The organism is Nitrosomonas sp. Nm51, from assembly GCF_900111165.1.
GTDB lineage: Bacteria > Pseudomonadota > Gammaproteobacteria > Burkholderiales > Nitrosomonadaceae > Nitrosomonas.
Genome location: NZ_FOGH01000052.1, coordinates 1 through 18,350 on the forward strand (window position 1 = coordinate 1; position 18,350 = coordinate 18,350).

Below are 18,350 nucleotides of genomic sequence, written 5' to 3' on the forward strand. Positions count from 1 at the left end.
TCAAAAGTTGGTGTAAAAACAAAACGGTTAAAGGCAGGTTGGGATAATGATTATCTGCTACGAATTATTGGAGTAATTTAAGCCCGATTGCCCTGGGCTTGCTCAATCAATGTCATTTGTTTTTTCACACCGCCTTAAAGCAACTGTATAATTATTCCATGAAATTTGATATGGTCGTAATCGGCGGCGGACTGGTCGGCGCCAGCCTAGTCACTGCGTTGAAAGCCAGTGGACTGAAGACTGCTTTGATTGAGTCACGGGAACCGCTGCCCCTGCCGGAGGATGAAAGCTGGGACAGCCGTGTTTACGCGATCAGTCCGGGCAGCATCGGGTTTTTGCACGATCACGCAATCTGGCAGCGGATGGACGCATCCCGTGTTGCTCCGGTCTATGACATGGCGGTCTTTGGTGACGACAGCAGCTCACACATTCAATTCAGCGCTTATGAAGCCGGTATGGCGGAGTTGGCCTGCATCGTTGAAAACAGGCAGCTGCAAACTGCCGTATGGACGGCATTGCAATCACAAAACGGTAGTCCGGAGATTTTCTGTCCGGCGCAATGCGCGGCAATCACATGGCATGCATCACACGCTGAAATACGGCTTGAGGATGGCCGTCAGCTGGATACTGCGCTGGTTGTCGGTGCAGACGGCGTCAATTCCTGGGTGCGTCAGCAGGCAAATATCGCGGTTTCGCGCCATCCCTATCAGCAAAACGGTGTGGTTGCCAATTTCAGCACCGGGCTGCCGCACCGCAATGTGGCGCATCAATGGTTCAGGCGCGATGGCGTATTGGCGTTATTACCACTACCCGGCAGCCGGATTTCCATGGTCTGGTCAACCGATGACGCGCATGCCGCCGAATTACGCGCATTATCGGATGAACAATTATGCCGCCATGTTGAAGAGGCCGCCTCGCATACGTTTAGCGAGTTGCGGCTGATTACACCGCCAGCCGGCTTTCCGTTAAATTTTGTCCATGTCAGCAGCCTGGTTAAACCGCGTCTGGTACTGGTTGGCGATGCAGCGCACGGCATTCATCCACTGGCCGGGCAAGGCGTCAATCTCGGATTGCGCGATGTGCGAAAACTCGCTGAAATTCTCAACGACCGCGGCTTACAAGCCGATGTCGGCGATTTTACATTGTTGCGCCGGTATGAATGCGCGCGCAAGGAGGATATTCTGGCAATGGAACTGGTCACCGACGGCCTGCAAAAACTGTTTATCAATCCTGATCCAACGCTTGCACGGTTACGGAATCTAGGCCTGGAAATTACCAATCGGCTGCCGCTGATAAAAAACCAGTTGATGCAGCACGCATTGAGTTAATCTGAATTTTACAAGGAGCCAAAATGGTCATGCATACAATGCATTTGAAACGATTTATTCCAATTCTGCTACTTTGTTTTTTTCCCGGCTCAGCATGGGCGGATGAAGAAGCCGTCAAAAAAGCCATAGCGCCTCATTTTCCAGGCGTAAAAATTGAAAGCCTGCGCAAAACACCTTATCTGGGCCTGTATGAAGCGCTGGTTGGCGGCGAGCTTTTTTATACCGATGAAAAGGCGGAATATTTTTTCTTCGGCCATATTGTCGACACCAAAACACGAACCAGCGTAACCAATGAACGCTTGCAGGAAATCAAGGCTGCACGACGGGTACCGCTGGATTCACTGCCGCTCGAGTTTGCCATCAAAATCGTCAAGGGAAATGGCGAGCGCAGGCTTGCCGTTTTCACCGACCCGAACTGTCCCTACTGCAAGCAGCTGGAAAAGGAATTGTTAAACATTACCGATGTGACGATTTACACGCTGCTTTATCCGGTATTACAGGGCTCGATGGAACTCTCCACTTCGATCTGGTGCGCGCAAGACCAGATCAAAGCCTGGGATGATTTTATGCTCAGGGGCGTCAAGCCAAAAGACCAGGACTGTGAAACGCCGCTGCCGACATTAGTCAGGTCCGGCCAGGAAAACGGGGTCGCGGGTACACCCACATTGATTTTTGCCGACGGCTCGATTGTCGGCGGCATGATACCGGCAGAGACAATTGAAGAACAACTGCAAAAAGCGGCCAAGGCAGCAGAACAATAATCGCTTTGCCCGCGTTAAACTGATAGATAGCGAACAAGCTGTTTGCAAGACTGTCCTATAACGCATTACAAACCTGAAACAGCCAGCTATTCATCAACCCAAAATGAAACCCACGCTTGCTCTGGTCGGCCGACCCAATGTCGGAAAATCCACACTTTTTAACCGGCTTACGCGCAGCAGAGATGCGATTGTGGCGGATATTCCGGGGCTTACGCGGGACCGGCGCTACGGACATGGCAAGATTGGTGACAAACCCTATCTGGTTATGGATACCGGCGGTCTGGAACCGATTGCCAAGAACGGCATAATGCAGGCGATGGCGCAACAATCATTGCAGGCAATCGATGAAGCTGACAAGGTGTTGTTTATTGTAGACGCGCGCCAGGGCGTGACTGCGCAAGATAAAATTATTGCCGAGCAACTGCGGAAAAAAGATTCCGATATCGTACTGGTCGTCAATAAGGCGGAAGGCATGGCGGCTGACGTAGTTGCCGCCGAGTTTTTTGAGCTCGGGCTGGGCAACCCCTGCGCAATTTCGGCGTTGCACGGCGATTATGTGAATGAACTGGTCACACTGGCCATTGCCGGCTTTTCTGTTGACGAAGAAGCCGAGCCGATTTGCAGACATCCAAAAATTGCGATCGTAGGCCGGCCCAACACCGGCAAATCAACGCTGGTCAATACCCTGCTGGGTGAAGAGCGCGTGATCGCCTTCGATCAGCCGGGCACAACACGAGACAGTATTTATATTGATTTCGAACACCACGGCAGACAGTACACGCTTATCGATACCGCCGGTCTGCGTCGGCGCGGCAAAGTCAAGGAAACAGTTGAAAAATTTTCCGCCGTCAAAACATTACAGGCCATCGAAGACGCCAATATCGTGGTGCTGGTGCTTGACGCCAGAAGCGAAATTGCCGAACAGGATGCGCACATTGCCGATTTCATACTGCAGTCGGGACGCGCCCTGGTTGTAGCAGTCAACAAATGGGACGGCCTGGATCAGTACCAGCGTGATTGTATTAAACGGGAATTGACACGCAAACTTGGATTCCTCAATTTTGCCAAACTGCATTATATTTCCGCGCTTAAGGGTACCGGCATGCGAAAATTGCTGCTGTCGATCGACCAGGCTTACGCAGCGGCAACGGCTGACTTATCCACGCCACAGCTAACGCGCGCATTGCATGCCGCAGTTGACAAGCATGCGCCGCCGCGCGGCGGCATGTCCCGGCCCAAATTACGCTACGCGCATCAGGGCGGCACGAATCCACCGATTGTAGTGATACACGGCAGTATGCTCGAACATGTGCCGGAAACTTACCGGCGTTATCTGGAAAGCTTTTTCCGCGAAACCTTTAATCTGGCCGGTACACCGCTACGAATTACATTCAAGGCCGGACATAACCCCTATGCGAATAAAAAACCCGCACCGCCCACGGCAGCCGAAACACAGCGCGCGCGTAACCGCCGCCGCAGAAACCGGAAAAAATATGGCTGAAAAACCGGTATTGTGATTGCGGGCGATCCACGCAGCCTGCAAGCTGCCTTTAACAGCCTTTGGAATATCTGTAATATAAGCTGTCATATCACCGCCCATCTGTTAAACTGCATGCTGGTTTTTGTGATGGAACCAGGGTTCGAAGTAATTGTGTACATAGAAGTAGGAGTCTGCGATGAAATTTTCCATATACCGTTATGATCCTGATAAAGATGAGAAACCGTATATGCAGGATTATGATATCGAACTGGCCGCAACCGATAAGATGCTGCTGGATGCGCTCTTGCGGATCAAATCCGTTGATGACAGCCTGAGTTTAAGACGCTCATGCTCAGAAGGCGTGTGCGGATCGGACGCAATGAATATCAACGGACGCAATGGACTGGCCTGTATCACGCCGTTAAAAAACCTAAAACAACCCATTGAAATACGCCCGCTGCCAGGGCTGCCCGTGATTCGGGATCTGATTGTCGATATGACGCAATTCTTCAATCAATACCATTCAATCAAGCCGTATTTGATCAACAACAATCCGCCACCGGAAACAGAACGCCTGCAGTCCCCTGAAGAACGCGCCGCACTGGAAGGCGCGTACGAATGTATTTTATGCGCATGCTGTTCTACTTTTTGCCCTTCTTTCTGGTGGAATCCGGACAAATTTGTCGGCCCGGCGGGGCTGCTGCAGGCCTATCGCTTTTTGGCAGATAGCCGTGATCAGGCTACTGCGGAACGGCTCGACTATCTGGAAGACCCCTACCGATTGTTCCGCTGTCATTCAATCATGAATTGTGTGGATGCATGCCCGAAAGGACTCAATCCGACCGAGGCAATCGGAAAAATAAAAGACATGATGGTCAAAAGAACAGTATGAAAGAATTCGAACGCGCACGCTGGCGCTGCCGGCGCGGCATGCTGGAATTAGATATTATTCTTCAACGCTTTATGGACAAGTATTACAGGAAACTTGGCGCAGAAGAATTATTACAATTCGAAAGATTACTGTCACTCGCCGACAATGATTTATGGGATTTGATCTGTGCCAGAAAAGCTGACATAGACGATGATCAGTTGCCGGTATTAAAATTGTTACAAAAAAGCTGACCGTCTGCGGTCTGGCTGTTGACTATTAGTGTAATCGTTTTTTTATGGCTACAATGATGTGTAAAACGCTTGTAACGGTAATATAGCAAATTTCCGGTGATCGAATTGATGCAATACATGGAGAACTAATATGACACAAAAAAGGACAGCAACCTTGAATTTCAGTGCTGACGGAGAAGCCATTGAACTTCCGGTCATATCGGGAACCATGGGACCTGATGTGGTGGATATCCGCAAATTGCATGCCAAGAGCGGTTTGTTTACCTATGACCCGGGTTTTTTATCAACTGCCAGCAATAGTTCCGAAATAACGTTTATCGACGGTGAAAAGGGCGTTCTGCTATATCGCGGTTATCCGATAGAGCAACTCGCCAGGCGGTGCGACTTTTCCGAAATCTGCTATCTTCTGCTGCATGGAGAATTGCCTAAGACGGCAGAGAAAACCGAATTTGATGGCGTGATCAAGCATCATACGATGCTGCATGAACAGTTGGTCAAGCTGTTTAGCGGTTTCCGCCGGGATGCGCACCCTATGGCTGTCATGGTCGGTGTTGTGGGCGCTTTGTCAGCATTTTATCATGAAGCTCTGGACATTTCCGATGCGAGCCACCGTGAGTTGTCTGCGATGCGCCTGATAGCAAAAATGCCGACCATTGCCGCGATGGCGTATAAATACAATATCGGCCAGCCATATGTCTATCCGTGCAACGATCTCAGCTATGCTGAAAATTTTTTGCATATGATGTTTTCGCTACCCACCGAACGTTATAAGGCCGATCCAAAAATTGTGCGCGCACTGGACCGCATTCTGATTTTGCACGCCGATCATGAGCAGAACGCATCTACATCCACAGTGCGTCTGGCCGGTTCCAGCGGCGCCAATCCATTTGCCTGCGTCGCTGCCGGCATTGCCTGCTTATGGGGACCGGCACATGGCGGCGCAAATGAGGCCTGCCTGCACATGCTCGAAGAAATCGGCGATGTTTCCCGTATCAACGAACATATCAAACGCGCCAAGGACCCAGACGAAAACTACCGGCTGATGGGCTTCGGTCACCGTGTCTATAAGAATTTCGACCCACGTGCAAAATTAATGCGCGAGGCCTGCCACGAAGTCCTGAATGTGCTGGGACTGGAGAATGACCGCTTGTTCAAACTCGCACTGGAACTCGAAAGAATCGCACTCGAGGACGATTATTTCATTTCCAGGAAACTGTATCCGAACGTTGATTTTTATTCCGGCATTGTCCAGCGCGCTTTAGGCATTCCAACCATTATGTTCACTGCGATTTTTGCAATGGCGCGCACAGTGGGCTGGGTTGCCCAGTGGAGCGAAATGATTTCCGATCCGGACTACAAGATTGGACGTCCGCGCCAGTTGTATACGGGCACTCACATGCGCGATGTGCCGTCAGACTTTCGTAATTAATAACTGACAGGATTGCCAGTGATGAATAAGCGGTTGCAGGATTCCATGCTATACGGCACAAATGCCCCTTTTGTTGAAGCGATGTATGAGGAATACCTGCATAACCCGGTTTCAATCGAACCAGCCTGGCGCGAATACTTTGACAAAATTCAGCAAACACCTGGCTTGTCTGTCAATCAACTTGTAAAAAGCACCACTGCCAAGCAACAGCAGCAACCGGCCAAAGAGGGAAAAGCCGGCAGACTTGATGGCATGATTGTTCTGCCGGAAGTCATCCAGACCGATGCCAACGACCGCAAGCAGGTTGCGGTGCTGCAACTGATCAATATGTACCGTTACCTGGGGTTAAGCCAGGCTGCGCTGGACCCGTTGCAGTTTGAAGAAAAACCGCTTCGGATGGAACTTGATCCGGCTAATTTCGGTTTTACCGACAAAGACATGGACACTGTATTCAATACAGGGTCTCTGGCAGGCCCGGATCGCGCACCGTTACGGGAAATTCTTCAGATTCTCAAGGAAACCTATTGCGGCTCTGTCGGCGCGGAATATATGTACATATCTTCTGTAGAACAGAAACGCTGGCTGCAAAGCAGGCTGGAAACCAAGCGGTCCAACCCGAATTACAGTCATGAATATAAAAAATCTATTTTGGAACGGCTGAGTGCTGCCGAGGGGTTGGAAAGATACCTGCACACCCGCTACATCGGCCAGAAACGGTTTTCAGGCGAAGGTAACGAAAGCCTTATCCCGTTGCTCGACTGTCTGATTAACTGCGCCGGAAAACTGCGCATCGATGAAATTGTTATCGGTATGGCGCATCGCGCCAGACTGAATGTGCTGGTTAATACACTCGGAAAAATGCCCGCGGATCTTTTCCGTGAATTTGAAGAAAAATATGTGGAAGATCTGCCGTCAGGCGATGTTAAATATCATCAGGGATTTTCTTCCGCGGTTAACACGCCGGATGGCGTGGTACGACTCGCACTTGCGTTCAATCCGTCGCATCTGGAAATTGTTAATCCCGTGGTGGAAGGCTCGGTACGCGCACGCCAGCACCGCTTTCATGACCGCCAAGGCGACAAAGTACTGCCTGTTTTAATTCATGGCGACGCAGCCTTCGCCGGACAGGGCGTTGTCATGGAAACGCTGAACCTGTCACAGACGAGTGGTTACGGTACAGGCGGAACGGTACATGTAATTATAAACAACCAGATCGGCTTTACTACATCCGATCCGCGTGAAAGCCGATCGACACTTTATTGCACGGATGTCGCCAAGATGATTGAGGCGCCTGTTCTCCATGTTAACGGCGATGATCCTGAAGCGGTAACCATGATTACCGAGCTTGCTCTGGACTTCAGGATGAAATTTCACAAAGATGTTGTCATCGATATGGTATGTTTCCGGCGCCTCGGACACAATGAGCAGGACGATCCGATGGTGACGCAGCCCAGGATGTATCAGATTATCAGCAAGCATCCCGGAACGCGCCAGCGTTACGCCGAAAAACTTGAAGCCGAAGGCGTTATTAAAAAAGATGAAGCCGATGCCATGGTACAGGCCTACCGTGAAGCGATGGATGCAGGGGCCAACCCAAACAAAAAAGTCCGTTACAACTATAAATCTCCTTATTCGGTTAACTGGACGGCATTCAAAAAACCGTTTAAATGGAATCAGCCTGTAAAAACAGGTATGTCACTGGATACGCTGAAACAGTTGGCCGCGCGTTTAACGGATATTCCGGAAAATTTCATCCTGCATAAGCGGGTTGAAAAGATTATTAACGACAGGCGGTTGATGGGACAGGAAAAACACCCGCTGGATTGGGGCATGGCGGAGAGTCTGGCTTATGCGGCACTGCTGTATGAGGGATTTCCTGTACGGATTTCCGGGCAAGATTCGGAACGCGGCACCTTTTTTCACCGGCATGCCGTGCTGCATAACCAGGATACTTCGCCCGAAAACAGAAAGACTTACGTGCCTTTACGCCATATAGCACCGGGGCAGCCGGATTTTACCGCGATTAATTCCATTTTATCGGAGGAAGCCGTACTCGGATTTGAATACGGCTATACCACGGCACAACCGCAGGAACTTGTCATTTGGGAAGCACAGTTTGGTGATTTTGCCAACGGCGCGCAAGTTGTTATTGATCAGTTTATCGCTTCAGGCGAAGCCAAATGGGGACGTTTGTGCGGTCTGGTGATGATGTTGCCGCATGGTTATGAAGGACAGGGGCCGGAACATTCTTCCGCACGGCTGGAACGGTTTTTACAGCTTTGCGCAGACTATAATATTCAGGTGTGCGTCCCTTCCTCGCCCGCACAAATGTTTCACCTGCTGCGGCGGCAGATGCTCCGCCCTTTGCGCAAACCGCTGATTATCATGAGCCCGAAAAGCATGCTGCGGCACAAAGAATCGGTGTCGAACCTGGAGGAACTGGCCGATGGCAGGTTTTATCCGGTGATCCCTGAAGTAGAGGCACTGGAACCGGAGCAGGTCAGGCGCCTGATTGTATGCAGCGGAAAAATTTATTATGAACTGAGAACGTACCGGCATGCGCAGCAGATAAATGATATGGCAATTATCCGGCTGGAACAGCTATATCCTTTTCCACATGAAGAATTCAGGCAGGAAATCAATCGTTACAGCAATGCCAGCGAAGTGATCTGGTGTCAGGAGGAACCCGGCAATCAGGGCGCATGGCACCGCATACAGCATTACCTGCTGCGAAATATGAAATCCTCGCAGATTCTGGGTTACGCGTTGCGGCCATCTTCCGCCTCACCGTCAGTCGGTTATCTGGCAAAACATAAAATGCAGCAGAACGAAGTCATTGAAGCTGCATTCCGGGAAAAAATTTAGCCTACGGAGGGCAATATGTTAGTAGAGGTCAAAGTGCCCGCACTGTCTGAATCAGTGGCGGAAGCGACACTGATAACGTGGCACAAAAAAGAGGGCGAGCAGGTCGAGCGCGACGAAAATCTGATCGATATTGAAACGGATAAAGTTGTACTGGAATTACCCGCGCCCAAGGCTGGCATTTTAAAAGAAATCATCAAAGGCGATGGCGAAACGGTCACCGGCGGGGAAGTGATCGCCAAGATCGATACCGAAGCGGCTGAAAACAATGCCGATACTGAACCGGAAGAAACGGCGTCAAAAGAAACGCAAAAAAAATCAGCAGCGAAGTCATCCAAAGATAAATCGGCGTCTGACGAAGATGACGAAAAAGACGAAGACCAAAAGCCCGAACGCAAGGCAGACCCTACGATTCCGATGCTGATGCCGGCAGCGCGAAAACTGGTGGAAGAAAATCAGTTGAAAACATCGGAAACGCGGTCAATCAAGGGAACCGGGCGCGGCGGGCGCATTACCCGCGAGGATGTACAGGCTTACATCGATCACAAAACAGAAGACGATCAGGAGGCATCAGCCGGCGAAACAGAGACTGAACAGTCTGTTGAAGAAAGCACCGGACCGGAAAAATCCGGACAGGCGGAACAGACGCAACCAGGCACGAAAACCGGCGAAACAAATGAACGGATAGACCGCCGGGTAACCATGTCACGGCTGCGCATGCGTATTGCAGAACGACTGGTGCAATCGCAATCTACCGCGGCAATTCTGACAACGTTCAATGAAGTAAATATGCAGGCGGTCATCGACCTGCGCACACGTTACCGTGGCGAATTTGAGAAGGAGCATGGCGTCAAGCTCGGTTTTATGCCGTTTTTTGTCAAAGCGGTCGTAGCCGCACTCAAAAAATACCCAATTGTCAACGCCTCGGTTGAAGGCAGTGAAATCATCTATCATGATTATTATGATATCGGGATTGCTGTCGGCAGCCCGCGCGGCCTGGTCGTGCCGATCCTGCGTAATGCAGACCGCATGACGTTCGCCCAGATCGAGACGCAAATTGCGGATTTCGCTAAACGCGCGCGTGATGGCAAATTAGCGCTTGAAGAATTGACAGGCGGTACTTTCTCGATCACCAACGGCGGCGTGTTCGGTTCCATGCTGTCCACACCGATTATCAATCCGCCGCAAAGCGCCATTCTGGGCATACATGCGACCAAAGAACGGCCTGTGGCCGAAAACGGCCAGATTGTGATTCGCCCAATGAATTATCTGGCGTTATCGTACGACCATCGCATCATTGACGGGCGTGAGGCGGTACTGGCGCTGGTGGCGATCAAGGAGGCACTTGAGTATCCGATGAGCCCGCTGCTGGAGGCCTGAAAAACAGGCAATCCACAGCCGCTAATATCAATACACAATTTCGACATTCTCGGCTTTTAAATGCCGGTTTAGGGTGTGCAGCAGCTGATCGTCCAGATTGACCCGCCAGCCCTCGCCCAGCACAATTTCGCAGGCAGCTTTCTGATTATGATATACCAGCGCAACCGGACACAACGATTGCATGCCAGCGGCCCGTACCGATTGATCCGGACGGTCCCGGCCGGAATAAGGTGTTAACAGATTTTTTAAGATAGCGATCGCAGGCAGCGTGTCAGCGTTGACGCGCAGCCTGATCTGCTTGGCAAAGTGGGTACGTATGCCGGCCAGATCATACAGTTTTTCTGCGGTTATACGCAGCTCGTCGCTGCCTTCCTGGCCGTTATACTGACCACGGATACCGATTTTTACCTCCGCAACCAGCAGTTGATCCTCCTTGAGCCAATTACGGTTTTCGTTAAACAGCTCATCAAACACCATCAGTTCGACGGCGGCTTTTCCGTCATCAAGGCTGATGACAGCCATTCGGCCGCGCCGCGTCATTTGCACGCGCACGGCATGAATAATGCCCGCGATTAGCTGTGTTTCACGTTGAGGGGCCAGACGGTCAAGCGTAGTACGGATAAACGGGCGAATATCACGAGTATAGGTATCGAACAGATGTCCGCTGAAATAAAAACCAAGTCCCTGTTTTTCTTGCTGCAGCGTTTCCCGGTCCGTCCATGGCGCTGTTGCAATCAATGCAGGCCGTAATGTCAGATCGTCATGATCTTCAAACAGCGTGGTCTGGTTGGCGGTGCGGCTCGACTGTTCCGCGCTTTCCAGAGCGACTCCTGTTGACGTCAGCAAACTGGCGCGGTTGCGGTGCAAACAATCGAATGCGCCGACGCGAATGAGCGACTCAATTACGCGCCGGTTGATAATACGCCGGTCCACACGGTTGCAGAAGTCAAACAGATCCGTAAAAACGCCGCCTTTGCTCCGGGTTGCGAGGATGGCGTTAATCGCCGATTCCCCCGTACCCTTAACCGCGCCAAGCCCGTAACGGATCGCCTTGCCGTCAGTCGGCACAAAACGGTAATCCGACTGGTTGATGTCAGGCGGTAAAATCGTCAAACCGTTCGCCAGGCTGTCCTGAATAAAAATGTACACCTTATCGGTATCGTCCATATCGGCCGACAAGCAGGCCGCCATAAATTCGGCCGGATGGTGCGCTTTCAGATAAGCGGTCTGATAGGCAATGAGCGCATACGCCGCGGCATGCGATTTGTTAAATCCATAACCGGCGAATTTTTCCATCAGACGGAACAGTTCACTGGCTTTTGCCTCGCCCACACCGTTTTTCACCGCACCGGCGACAAAAATATCACGCTGTTGCGCCATCTCCTCGACTTTTTTCTTGCCCATCGCACGGCGCAGCAGATCGGCGCTGCCCAGGCTGTAGCCGCCGATCACCTGCGCAATCTGCATCACCTGCTCCTGATAAATCATGATGCCGTAAGTTGGACTCAAAATTGGCTCAAGGCGCGGATCAAGGTATTCAATTTTCTGTACGCCATGTTTGCGCTCAATAAAATCCGGTATTAAGTCCATCGGGCCGGGCCGGTAAAGCGCGACCAAAGCGATGATGTCTTCAAAACGATCGGGTTTTGCCCTTTGCAGCAAGTCTTTCATCCCGCGCGACTCAAACTGGAAAATGCCGATGGCGTTACCCTGCCGCAGCAATGCATACGTCGCGGCGTCATCCAGCGCCAGTCCTGCAAGCGAAAACAGCTCACCATGGGACTGATTAATATAGCTGACGGCACGATCCAGTGTAGTCAGAGTACGCAAACCAAGAAAATCAAACTTGACCAGACCGATTTTCTCGACATCGTCCTTGTCAAGCTGACTGACTACGGCGTCGGCCGATTCAGTGCAGTAAACCGGACAAAAATCGGTGATTTTCCCAGGCGCGATCAATACTCCGCCCGCGTGCATACCGCTGTTGCGCGTCACTCCCTCCAGACGTTCGGCCAACTCCAGCAAATAACGCACGTCTTCCTCCTCGGCAGCGCGCTGATTAAGCTGCGGCTCGAGTTCACGCGCTTTTCTCAATGTCATGCCGATTTCAAACGGCACCAGTTTTGCCAGTTGATCGACAAAGTTATACGGCAGATCAAGCACGCGGCCGATATCGCGGATTACGGCTTTGGCCGCCATGGTGCCGAAGGTAATAATCTGGGAAACGCTTTGAGTTCCGTAACGCTGCTTGACGTAATCAATCACTTTCTCGCGCCTATCCTGGCAAAAGTCAATATCAAAATCAGGCATGGACACACGTTCCGGATTCAAAAAACGTTCAAACAGCAGGTCGTAGCGAAGCGGGTCGAGGTCGGTAATACCAAGCGAATATGCAACTAGCGAACCGGCTCCGGAACCGCGTCCCGGACCGACAGGCACGTTATTGCGTTTGGCCCAGTTGATAAAATCGGCCACGATCAGAAAGTAACCCGAGAAACCCATCGAAATAATAGTTTCCACCTCAAAATCCATACGCGCCTGATATTCGGGCAACCGTTCATTGCGTTCGGCATCATTCGGAAACAACGCCAGCATGCGTTTTTCGAGTCCGGCAGCAACCTCGCTGCGCAGATAATCTTCCAGGGTTTCGTTGTTGGGCGTGGGATATAACGGGAGTTTGTTGACACCCAGTTCCAGTTCCAGGTTACAGCGCCGGGCTATTTCGACGCTGTTTTCCAGCGCTGACGGTATGTCCGCAAACAGTGCGGCCATTTCCTGCCGCGTCTTGAAATATTGTTGCCGGGTAAATTTTTTCGGACGGCGCCGATCGGCAAGAATATAGCCCTCTGCGATACAGACCCGCGCTTCGTGCGCGTCGAAATCGTCAGGCGCAAGAAATTGCACTGACTGGGTGGCAACGACGGGCAGATTTAACTTGTTTGCAATTGCCGCCGATTGCTGCAGCAGGATTTCTTCATGATCGTGGCCGTCACGCTGAATTTCGATATACAACCGTCCCGGAAAAAGTGCAGCCCATTCTCTGGCATGCGTTTCGGCCTGTTGCAGATCGTTGCGCAGAACAGACTGACCGATCGCGCCGAAATACCCGCCGGATAGTACGATCAACCCTTTCGTCCCGCCTGGTTCATCGCGCAGCCACGACAATCGGATCTCGGCCCTGCCTTGTACCTGGTTTTCAAGATAAGCGCGCGTCAGTAACCGTGAAAGCAACAGATAACCGGAATACGACTGGCACAGCAGTATCACGCGCGCAGGCTTTTTACGGTCGGTTTCATTGGTAATCCAGACATCACAGCCGATAATGGGTTTGATTCCGTTCTTGCGGGCGTTTTGATAAAATTTCACCACACCGAATACATTGGCCAGATCGGTGAGTGCCAAAGCAGGCATCCGATCTTCAACCGCTTTTGCGATAGCGCCATTAATCCTGATGGTACTGTCCAGAATGGAAAATTCGCTGTGCAGCCGCAGGTGGATAAAACCCGGTTCGGCAGATTTTTGAGCCATAAATGTTACAATTGAACGCTTGGTTGATTGCAGTATTCAAAGCAGATTTCAATCATGCTTTTTTCTTTACCGGTTTTAATTTTACATCATGTTGATTATTCCAGAACTGTTACTTCCCGCCGGCTCGCTTGAAAAAATGCGCACGGCTTATGCCTATGGCGCCGATGCAGTCTACGCAGGGCAACCGCGTTACTCATTGCGCGCGCGCAACAATGAATTCGCATTGGAACAGCTGAAAACAGGCATTTCCGAAGCGCATGCGCTGGGGAAAAAATTTTTTGTCGCAAGTAATATCATGCCGCATAACGCCAAGATCAAAACCTACCTGGCCGACATGGCGCCCGTTATCGCGATGCAGCCTGATGCGTTGATCATGGCCGATCCCGGCCTCATTATGATGGTGCGCGAAAAATGGCCGGAAGTGCCCGTACATTTGTCTGTTCAGGCTAACACTGTCAATTACATGGGTGTCAAATTCTGGCAGAAATTCGGACTTACACGCGTTATCCTGTCACGCGAGCTGTCGCTCGATGAAATCGCGCAGATACGTGACCTTTGCCCGGATATGGAGCTCGAAGTATTCGTGCACGGTGCGCTGTGTATTGCGTATTCCGGACGTTGCCTGTTATCCGGCTATTTCAATCACCGTGACCCGAACCAGGGCACCTGCACCAACTCCTGCCGCTGGGACTATAAAGTGACCACGGGTGAAGAAGGCGACAATGGCGATATCAAATCAACCGAAACAATTGATTTCGACTTTAATGCAGCGATGCGCGAAGCCGACAGTAGGTCCGGCCAGCAACCTGATTTCAAGCGGCATCCGGCGGCCGACCAGATGTATCTGATCGAAGAAAAAGAACGCCCCGGCCAACGCATGCCAATCATGGAGGACGAATACGGCACCTATATCATGAATTCCAAGGATTTGCGCGCGGTGGAACATATCGAGCGGCTGGCTAAAATAGGCGTCGATTCATTCAAGATCGAAGGCAGAACAAAATCCTTATATTATGTCGCAAGAACCGCGCAAGTATACCGCAGAGCGATTGACGACGCTGTCACCGGGAAAAATTTCGATCCATCCCTGCTTGGCGAACTCGAAGGACTGGCTAATCGCGGCTATACCACCGGCTTTTACCAGCGTCACCAGACGCATGAAACACAGAATTATCTGCGCGGCCATTCCGAATCGAACCGCAGCCAGTATGTCGGCGATATCACCGGATTTGACGAAGCCAGCGGCATGGCGGAAATACAGGTCAAAAACCGCTTTCAGGTCGGCGACCGCCTTGAAATAATACACCCGTCCGGTAATCAGGTCGTCGAACTGACACAAATGCAGGACAGCAAAGGCAAACCGGTGTTCGCTGCGCCCGGCAGCGGCCACCGCGTGCGCATTCCAATGACCCGGAATGTCCGCAATGCGTTTGTGGCACGGTTTTTATCGTGACCGGCCTTTTTATCGGCACTGGTGATAAAAAAAACTGACAATCCTTTTCGGCAACCATTCGAAATTGCCGGGAAAAGGTGACTGGATAAACCCGGCATGCCCGCCCTCCTCCGGAAACACCCGCGTCACCGCCGCTGAGACTTCATCAGCACCGGGCAATACCGAATCCGGCATAAACGGATCGTTGCGCGCGTTGATCAGCAAAGTTGGCACATCAATATACGGCAGCCACTGCTTGCTGCTCGACTGCTGCCAGTAATCATCGGTATCCTTAAATCCGTGCAATGGCGCGGTAACGATATTGTCAAATTCATAAATCGATTTACATTTCGACAGCGCTTTACCGTCAAACAGGCCCGGAAATTTCTCCAGTTTTTCAAACGATTTGTACTTCAGCGTACTCAAAAAATGATGCGTATATACCTGATTGAATCCCGAATCGAGCGCCGCACCGGCCGCAGCCAGATCCAGCGGCACTGATACCGCAGCAACGCCGTTGAGCCATTTATTCGCTTCCCCACCCTGCTCTCCGAGCCACTTCAGCAACGCATTGCCGCCCAGTGACACACCGATGGCATACACTGGCTGCCGTTCCGTATCCATCTGCCTGTGCTCCCGGATGATACGTTTGACCATCCAGTCAATCTCGGACGAATCACCCGCGTGATACGCACGCGGCAGGCGGTTTGGCGAGCCGGAGCAGCCGCGGAAATGAATCACCACGCTATGCCAGCCATACCGCTGCAGGATGTTTTTAATGCTGATGATGTAATGACTGTTCGAACCGCCCTCAAGACCGTGGAAAATAATCGCCAGCGGCGCTTCCACGTGACCGTCAAGCCAGTCGACATCGACAAAATCGCCGTCGTCCAGCTCCCAGCGCACACGCCGGTAGACAAACAACGGTTTCTGGCGCATCAGAAACGGATAAATCGTCTGCGCGTTACCACTTCGCAGCCATTTCGGCGCAACATAAGACTCGGTATAGAGCGGGATGGAATCGGTTTTCATGAGGCACTTTATTATCGATACCGTGGGAAGTTTAGCATTTTGTAGATGAAAGATGGTTCGAATTTCTTCGCTTGGATATTGCGGTTAATCAGGACGTATTCGCCAGACGCCGGTAAGCTACAGAATATGCGTTGCAAAACTGTGATGCAAGGTATGCGGTGATGCTGATGCCGGCTTGTAAATATTTCCCGCCTGCGCTGCTTTTTTGAGATAGCGCTGCACCTGCTTTTCATCGATATGATGACGGCGCTTCCTAAGGCGTCAGATAGCCAGACATCTGCTTTGCCCAGCTGGATACCCAACTCATGCCGTTCACGGCGTCTTGCAAGCTGATGGTGTATATCCTTCTGCTAAGGAGTCGTTCATAAATAACTGCAACACCTAGATCGCGCCTGGCGGGCACACTGCGGCGTTGTTCGTCGTCGCCATAGCTTGGACTCATCCTCTCGCCTTGCATTGCATCCCGCCAGACGCGTCCAATTGTCACACTTGTTTATTCGCGGCTCCTAAGCGACCGGGCAACACCGCCACATAATCCTTGACGCGCATCTTATTGCTTCCACTAGCCGCATGCCAGCTCCGGGCAGTTGCAGCTTCACTCACAACGCCTGCATTTCCGATTGTGCCGATAACGCCTGACTCTGGGTAGAACTGGATACACGCCGTTCATTGGCCAGATAAGTAAAAAGCTGTCCGCTTCAACCGCACCCATATCACCCGGATGGCGCTTGCCATGGAAAATAATATAGTGTTTAAATTCATGAAATATAAGATATGATGATATGCTAGGCATACATGGGATGACGATGGCGAGAGCGTATAACAAGGGCGATGAAGTCCGCGCTTGACCGCTTCTTCCCTTCGCTTTCGCTGTGGTCAGTCAAGCGCTGCTCATCACCAGCGTTAGCACTTCTGGTTTCTGTCATCAAATATATCGTGATTTGAAGATGAAGAAGAAAGCGCAATTGAAAAAGAAAACCGGCACTGGCAGAGGCCCAGTCGCCAGAAAAGTTATTGCCTCTGCGCGGCAACATTTTCAAGAAAAGATCACTCATCTTTCTGATTGGCGAGAAGCTAAAATCCAGGCTGAGAATTTCCGGAAAACGGTCATTTCGAAGCATAAGCTAACGGAATACGATCCGCTTCATGGCGTATACATCTACGCACAGAATCAGCTTTCCGTATTGATTGAGCTAATCATAGAGTTACCGATGCTCGATAAGTTAGCCGATGTGTATTCGGAAGCGCAAGAAGAATACATGCCTTCAGGGCCGCCGATGAGTCCGCTGACAACCTCCTATTTTACGTGCTGGGGTTCTTTCGATTTGTGTTTTTCCGGCGCAAAGAAGGAAACGCTCTGTACGATTGCGACTGATTTATGCCGATTTCTCAAAGTAGACGAGGGACTGACCGCGTTGTTTGAGAAGATGCAGACGTCAAGGATGGGGATTTACAAACATGAAGGCTCATCAGGCAAGTCTGTATTTTTGCGAGAAATGATAACGGATGAAACAGTAAAAGCGATTTCGCCCGGCGGCTACCTTGGACATACTGGTGAAATGTGGTTTGCCCGAGTACTGCCGCCACCTTTTGATATTCAAGGCTTAGATTATTCGGTGGTGTTTACGACGCCTTATGTATTAGGAAAGTCAGGTCCGCGAAAGGAGTTCATTCCGTTTGTCGAAGAAGACTGGCTCGCTTACTTTATCAGGAATTTTCCGAAGACAAATGCTAAAACGAGAGAATTAGCTTACGAGTATTTGATGAAATACGGGCTGGGCCGAAATTATTGGAATGAATACGTGTTTCTGGCTTATCGGAATCACCAGCATGATATGATCTTATTAGAGGGGTTTCCCGATATACCGTCAAGTCTACCTCACACGAAAGAGGGGAGAAAAAAGTTACCTCCGGCAGAGCCGGAGGCTTATCGCTTGAGCCCCTCAAAGGGGCTTTTTGTTAGCCGCTAAAGCGGCGTGTCTATATCCAGCGTCAT

The 18,350-nt window shown here is 51.0% G+C and carries 13 protein-coding genes; 10 read left to right on the forward strand and 3 right to left on the reverse strand.

The annotated features are described in order from the left end of the window. The first annotated feature begins 158 nt into the window (after positions 1 to 158). From BMY60_RS12785 to odhB, 8 genes are all read left to right on the forward strand, one after another. Positions 159 to 1,328, forward strand: a complete 1,170-nt coding sequence (locus tag BMY60_RS12785) for a UbiH/UbiF family hydroxylase (protein WP_090334139.1) — start codon at positions 159 to 161, stop codon at positions 1,326 to 1,328. A gap of 23 nt (positions 1,329 to 1,351) precedes the next feature. After that, complete coding sequence (locus tag BMY60_RS12790) at positions 1,352 to 2,089, forward strand: DsbC family protein (protein ID WP_256250835.1); 738 nt, start codon at positions 1,352 to 1,354, stop codon at positions 2,087 to 2,089. Between the two features lie 103 nt (positions 2,090 to 2,192). Further along, a complete protein-coding gene (gene der / locus BMY60_RS12795) occupies positions 2,193 to 3,590 on the forward strand; it encodes a ribosome biogenesis GTPase Der (RefSeq protein ID WP_090334140.1) in 1,398 nt (465 codons plus the stop codon). Positions 3,591 to 3,765: 175 nt separating this feature from the next. Further along, positions 3,766 to 4,461, forward strand: a complete 696-nt coding sequence (locus tag BMY60_RS12800; RefSeq protein ID WP_090334142.1) for a succinate dehydrogenase iron-sulfur subunit — start codon at positions 3,766 to 3,768, stop codon at positions 4,459 to 4,461. Continuing rightward, on the forward strand, positions 4,458 to 4,691 hold the full coding sequence (locus BMY60_RS12805) for an FAD assembly factor SdhE (RefSeq protein ID WP_090334143.1): 234 nt from the start codon (positions 4,458 to 4,460) through the stop codon (positions 4,689 to 4,691). Before BMY60_RS12800 ends, BMY60_RS12805 begins: the two co-directional genes overlap by 4 nt. A 130-nt stretch (positions 4,692 to 4,821) precedes the next feature. Then, entirely contained in the window at positions 4,822 to 6,120 is a 1,299-nt protein-coding gene (gltA, locus tag BMY60_RS12810; RefSeq protein WP_090334145.1) for a citrate synthase, read from the forward strand. Positions 6,121 to 6,141: 21 nt separating this feature from the next. Next, a complete protein-coding gene (locus BMY60_RS12815) occupies positions 6,142 to 8,985 on the forward strand; it encodes a 2-oxoglutarate dehydrogenase E1 component (protein WP_090334147.1) in 2,844 nt (947 codons plus the stop codon). A gap of 15 nt (positions 8,986 to 9,000) precedes the next feature. After that, on the forward strand, positions 9,001 to 10,362 hold the full coding sequence (gene odhB / locus BMY60_RS12820) for a 2-oxoglutarate dehydrogenase complex dihydrolipoyllysine-residue succinyltransferase (RefSeq protein WP_090334148.1): 1,362 nt from the start codon (positions 9,001 to 9,003) through the stop codon (positions 10,360 to 10,362). Between the two features lie 27 nt (positions 10,363 to 10,389). Here the strand turns inward: odhB and dnaE are convergent, their stop codons facing one another. Beyond that, positions 10,390 to 13,890, reverse strand: a complete 3,501-nt coding sequence (dnaE, locus tag BMY60_RS12825) for a DNA polymerase III subunit alpha (RefSeq protein ID WP_090334150.1) — start codon at positions 13,888 to 13,890, stop codon at positions 10,390 to 10,392. 88 nt (positions 13,891 to 13,978) lie between these two features. On the opposite strand from dnaE, the gene yegQ reads away from it, so the two are divergent. After that, positions 13,979 to 15,343, forward strand: coding sequence for a prephenate-dependent tRNA uridine(34) hydroxylase TrhP (gene yegQ / locus BMY60_RS12830; RefSeq protein ID WP_090334151.1), 1,365 nt, complete (start codon positions 13,979 to 13,981; stop codon positions 15,341 to 15,343). Positions 15,344 to 15,352: 9 nt separating this feature from the next. Here the strand turns inward: yegQ and BMY60_RS12835 are convergent, their stop codons facing one another. Further along, on the reverse strand, positions 15,353 to 16,354 hold the full coding sequence (locus BMY60_RS12835; protein ID WP_090334153.1) for a YheT family hydrolase: 1,002 nt from the start codon (positions 16,352 to 16,354) through the stop codon (positions 15,353 to 15,355). 253 nt (positions 16,355 to 16,607) lie between these two features. After that, positions 16,608 to 16,796 (reverse strand): hypothetical protein, encoded by a 189-nt coding sequence (locus BMY60_RS12845; RefSeq protein WP_143057446.1) that lies wholly within the window; start codon positions 16,794 to 16,796, stop codon positions 16,608 to 16,610. A gap of 505 nt (positions 16,797 to 17,301) precedes the next feature. On the opposite strand from BMY60_RS12845, the gene BMY60_RS12850 reads away from it, so the two are divergent. Continuing rightward, on the forward strand, positions 17,302 to 18,324 hold the full coding sequence (locus BMY60_RS12850; RefSeq protein WP_090334157.1) for a hypothetical protein: 1,023 nt from the start codon (positions 17,302 to 17,304) through the stop codon (positions 18,322 to 18,324). Positions 18,325 to 18,350 lie beyond the last annotated feature (26 nt).